General features: G+C 74.2%; 5 protein-coding genes. 4 read left to right on the forward strand and 1 reads right to left on the reverse strand.

Annotated features, from left to right (window positions below; all coding sequences use genetic code 11):
* On the forward strand, positions 1-703 hold a 703-nt coding region (locus LLG88_01630), incomplete at its 5' end, for a thioredoxin domain-containing protein (GenBank protein MCE5245608.1).
* A gap of 110 nt (positions 704-813) precedes the next feature.
* Here LLG88_01630 and LLG88_01635 read toward each other — a convergent pair.
* Positions 814-1,794 (reverse strand): ADP-ribosylglycohydrolase family protein, encoded by a 981-nt coding sequence (locus LLG88_01635; protein ID MCE5245609.1) that lies wholly within the window; start codon positions 1,792-1,794, stop codon positions 814-816.
* Positions 1,795-1,932: 138 nt separating this feature from the next.
* Between LLG88_01635 and pdhA the strand changes: the two genes are divergently transcribed.
* The 3 genes from pdhA to LLG88_01650 all read left to right on the forward strand — a co-directional run.
* Positions 1,933-3,024 (forward strand): pyruvate dehydrogenase (acetyl-transferring) E1 component subunit alpha, encoded by a 1,092-nt coding sequence (gene pdhA / locus LLG88_01640; GenBank protein ID MCE5245610.1) that lies wholly within the window; start codon positions 1,933-1,935, stop codon positions 3,022-3,024.
* Positions 3,017-4,000 (forward strand): alpha-ketoacid dehydrogenase subunit beta, encoded by a 984-nt coding sequence (locus LLG88_01645; GenBank protein MCE5245611.1) that lies wholly within the window; start codon positions 3,017-3,019, stop codon positions 3,998-4,000. Before pdhA ends, LLG88_01645 begins: the two co-directional genes overlap by 8 nt.
* Before the next feature lie 30 nt (positions 4,001-4,030).
* The coding region (locus tag LLG88_01650) for a hypothetical protein (GenBank protein ID MCE5245612.1) at positions 4,031-4,333 on the forward strand (303 nt) is incomplete at its 3' end.

Below are 4,333 nucleotides of genomic sequence, written 5' to 3' on the forward strand. Positions count from 1 at the left end.
GGCGACGCAGGACTACGAGCGGCGCCGCGCCGAGTACGGCGGACAGGCGTTCGAGGCGGTGCGGACGATGATCCTCGAGCGGCTCGCCTCGGAGCGCCGGCGCGACGCCGAGGCCGCCCTGCGCCGCGAGCTGCGCGCCAAGGCCGACGTCAAGGTCCTGCTCGACGAACAGCGCTGGAGCGTCGATTCGGCCGCCGCGCCGGCCGACGGACCCGCCGGCGCGCCGGTGGTCGTCGTCCTCTTCAACGACTTCCAAGGGCCGATCTCGCAGGACGCCTACGCCGCGCTGAAGCGGTTGCGCGCGATCTACGGCGACCGCCTGCGCGCGGTCTGGCGCGAGCTGCCGGCCGAACACCACGCCGACGCCGCGCGGGCCGCGGCCGCGGCGCGCTGCGCGAACCGCCAAGGCAAGTACGGCGTCTACCGGGACCGCGTCTTCGCCGCCGGCGCCGGCGCGCTCGACGACGCCGCGCTGCGCGGCTACGCCAAGGAACTCGGCCTCGACGAGAAGCGCTTCGCCGCCTGCCTCGACCAGAACGAAACCGCGGACGAGCTGCGCGCCGACGCCGAGGCGGCCGCGCGCGCGGGCGCGGCGGGGCCGCCGACCTTCTACGTGGACGGCCGCCGCGTCGCCGGCGCCGCGACGGTGGACGAGCTGTCCGCGCTCGTGGACGACGAACTGGCCCGCGCCAAGAAGCGCTGAAGCGACGCCGCGCCCGCGTGCCGCGAAGCGCCGGCCGAAGGTCGGCGAAGCGCGGAAGGCGGCGCCGGCCGAAGGCCGGCGAAGCGGGCGGAAGGCGTCGCCGGCCGGCGCTACGCCGGAACGCCGGCGTCGAAGAGCGCGTCCGCGGCCGCCTGAACGCGGTCGATGTCGCGGATCCGCTCCAGCCAACGCCGCGGCACCGCGTCGGCGCCGAACCGCGCGCCGAGCGCGGCCCCGGCGATCGCCCCGTTGGTGTCCGTGTCGCCGCCCGCGGCGACGATCTCGATCAGCGTTTCCTCGAAGTCGGGGGCGCGCCGCAGCGCGTGGACCGCGACGTCCAGCGCCTTGATCGTGAAGCCGATCCCGTCCTTGTCGAGGTGCAGCGAGCCGACGCCGCCGCGGCGCGGCCGGCCCACGATCTCCGCGACCTCGCGCGGCGCGCCGGCCTCCTCGAGCAGCCGCGCCAACCGCCCCCAGTCGAGATCGACGCCGTTCAGCGCCGCGGCGAGCCCGACGTTGAAGGCGACGCAGCTCCAGACGCAGCGCGGGTCGTGGTGCGTCACGAGCGACGAGTTCTGGCTCTCGCGGATCAGCGCCGCGCCGTCGGCCCGCCAGCGCAGCGCCACCGGCGCGCAGCGCATCAGCGCGCCGTTCCCCGCCGACCCGCCCGACAACTCCCACGCCTCGCGCGCCGCCGAACGCGGCGAAACGCCGTGGGAGAGCGAAAGCAGCACGCCGCGGGTCAGCGTGCCGATGCCGCGCCCGTTCTCCTCGAACCAGCGCAGGAAACGCCCCGCCAGATCGTCCGCGTCGAGCAGCCCGCCGCGCTGCAGCAGCGCCTCGGCGATGATCATCGTCTGGGCGAGGTCGTCGTCCCACGGCCGTTCGAGCTCTTCCGGCGCCACCTCGCGCAGCCCCTCGGGATAGGCGCGGGCGACGTCGGCCGCGCCGCGGCTCTCGACGGGCAGCCCGAGCGCGTTCCCGGCGGCCAGCCCGAGCAGGGCGCCGCGGGCGCGCCCGCGCGCCGCCTCGTCGGCCGGCGCCGGCCCGCGGAGCGCCTCGATGAACAGGGCCAAATCTTCGCTCGGCATCGTCTCCTCCGGCTCCAGCATCCGGCGCCGCGCCGCGCGCGGCAACCCCGCGGGCCCGACCGATTTTCCGTCCGCCGCGCGGAACGGTTCACCGTACTATTCCGCTCCGCGCACGCGGACGACGCGAGGAACGAAGCGATGCCGCGCACCGAATTCGCCAGCTTCTCGATCCCCCATCTGCGGATCCTCGACGAGCGGGGCGGGCTCGACGAGGCGCTCGCCCCCGACCTTTCGCCGCCGGAGCTCGAGCGGCTCTACCGCGGCATGGTCTGGGCGCGCGAGGCCGACCAGCGGATGCTCCGCCTGCAGCGCCAAGGGCGGATGGGTACGTTCAGCCCCTCGACCGGCCAGGAGGCCGCGGCCTGCGGCCCGGCGCTCGCGCTCGGCGAACGTGACTGGCTCGTGCCGGCGTTCCGCGAACTCGGCGCCCTGCTGATGCGGGGCGTGCCGCTCCATCGCGTGCTTCTCTTCTGGGGCGGCTTCGAGGAGGGAAACGTCTACCCCGGCCTCGATCGGACGCTCCCCAACGCGGTGATCGTCGGCTCGCAGATCCCGCACGCGGCGGGGATCGGCTACGCGCTGCGGCTCCGTGGCGAGAAGGACGCGGCGGTCCTCTGCTTCTTCGGCGACGGCGCGACCTCGGAGGGGGACTTCCACGAGGGGCTCAACTTCGCCGCCGTCTGGAAGGCGCCGGTCGTCTTCGTCTGCCAGAACAACCAGTGGGCGATCTCGACGCCGCTGGCCAAGCAGACCGCGGCGGCGTCGGTCGCGCAGAAGGCGGTCGCCTACGGGATGCCCGGCGTGCGCGTGGACGGCAACGACCCCTTGGCGATGTACGAGGCGACGCGCGCGGCGCTGGCGCGGGCCCGCGCCGGCGAGGGACCGACGCTGATCGAGGCGGCGACCTACCGCCTGATGATGCACACCACCGCCGACGACCCGACGAAGTACCGGGGCGACGAGGAGGTGAAGGCCTGGGAAGGGCGCGACCCGCTCGTCCGGCTGCGGCTGTACCTCGAGCGGCGCGGCCACTGGGACGAGGCGCGCGAGACGGCGCTGCGCGAGGAGGTCAAGGCGCTGATCGACGCCGAGGTCCGCCGCTACGAGTCGATGAAGGAGTTCCCGATCGCGGCCCCCTTCGACAACGTCTACGGCACGCCGCACCCGAACATCGCCGAGCAGAAGGAGGAGTTCCTGCGCGCGCTCGAGGAGGACGGTCGCCGTGGCTAAGATGACGATGGTCCAGGCGATCAACCTCGCGCTGACCCAGGAGATGGCCAAGGACGAGCGGGTCGTCGTCCTCGGCGAGGACGTCGGCGTCAACGAGGGGGTCTTCCGCGTCACCGCCGGACTGCACAAGGCGTACGGCGACGCGCGCGTCGTGGACACGCCGCTCGCCGAGTCGGCGATCCTCGGCACGGCGGTCGGCATGGCGCTCGCCGGGCTGCGGCCGGTCGCGGAGATGCAGTTCGACGGCTTCTCCTACCTGATGTGGGGGCAGCTCGAAGGGCACGCCTCGCGTTTCCGCGCCCGCACGCAGGGGCGCTGGACCTGCCCGCTCGTCGTGCGCTTCCCCTACGGCGGCGGCGTGCGCGCGCTCGAGCACCACTCGGAGAGCCGCGAGGCGATGTACGCGCAGATCCCGGGCTTGAAGGTCGTCGTCCCGTCGGGGCCGCGCAACGCCCGCGCGCTGCTCGTCGCCGCGATCCGCGATCCCGACGCCGTCGTCTTCATGGAGCCGAAGCGCAGCTACCGCGCCTTCCGCGAGGAAGTGCCGGAGGAAGAGGAAGTCCTCGAGCTGGGGAAGGCGAACGTCGAGCGCGAGGGGAGCGACGTCACGCTCGTCTCGTGGGGCGCGACGATGCGCGCGGCGCGGCAGGCGGCGCAGGAGCTGGCCGACGCGCGCGGCGTCTCGGTGGAGTTGGTGGACCTGCTCTCGCTCGCGCCGCTGGACAAGGAGACGATCCGCGCCTCGGTGCGGAAGACGGGACGGCTCGTCGTCGCGCAGGAGGAGCCGCGCAGCTACGGCGTCGCGAGCGAGGTGATCGCCGCCGTGACCGACGACGACGCGTTCTGGCGCCTCGTCGCGCCGCCGCGCCGCGTCGCCGGCTCCGACGTCGTCACGCCCTACTTCGGGCGCGAGGAGAAGTACCTCCCCGACGCGCCGCGGATCGCGCGCGCGCTCGAGGAAGTCCTGGCTTGCTGAGACGCGGCGGGGCGCCGCGGAGGAACGAACGTGTTCGAGTTCAAGCTGCCGGACCTTGGCGAGGGGATCCACGAAGGGGAGATCCTCAAGTGGCACGTGGAGGTCGGCGGGAGCGTCAAGGAGGACGACCCGCTGGTGGACGTGGAGACCGACAAGGCGGCGGTGACGATTCCCTCTCCCAAGGCGGGCCGCGTCGCCGCGATCAACGCCAAGGTCGGCGACACGGCGAAGGTCGGCGCGGTGATCGTCGTCCTCGACGACGGGACCGCCGCCGCCGCGCCGCCCGCGCCTTCGGCAATGGCGGCGACGCCCGCGGCGCCGGCCGCGCCCGCG

This window comes from bacterium, from assembly GCA_021372775.1.
Taxonomy (GTDB): Bacteria; Acidobacteriota; Polarisedimenticolia; order J045; family J045; genus JAJFTU01.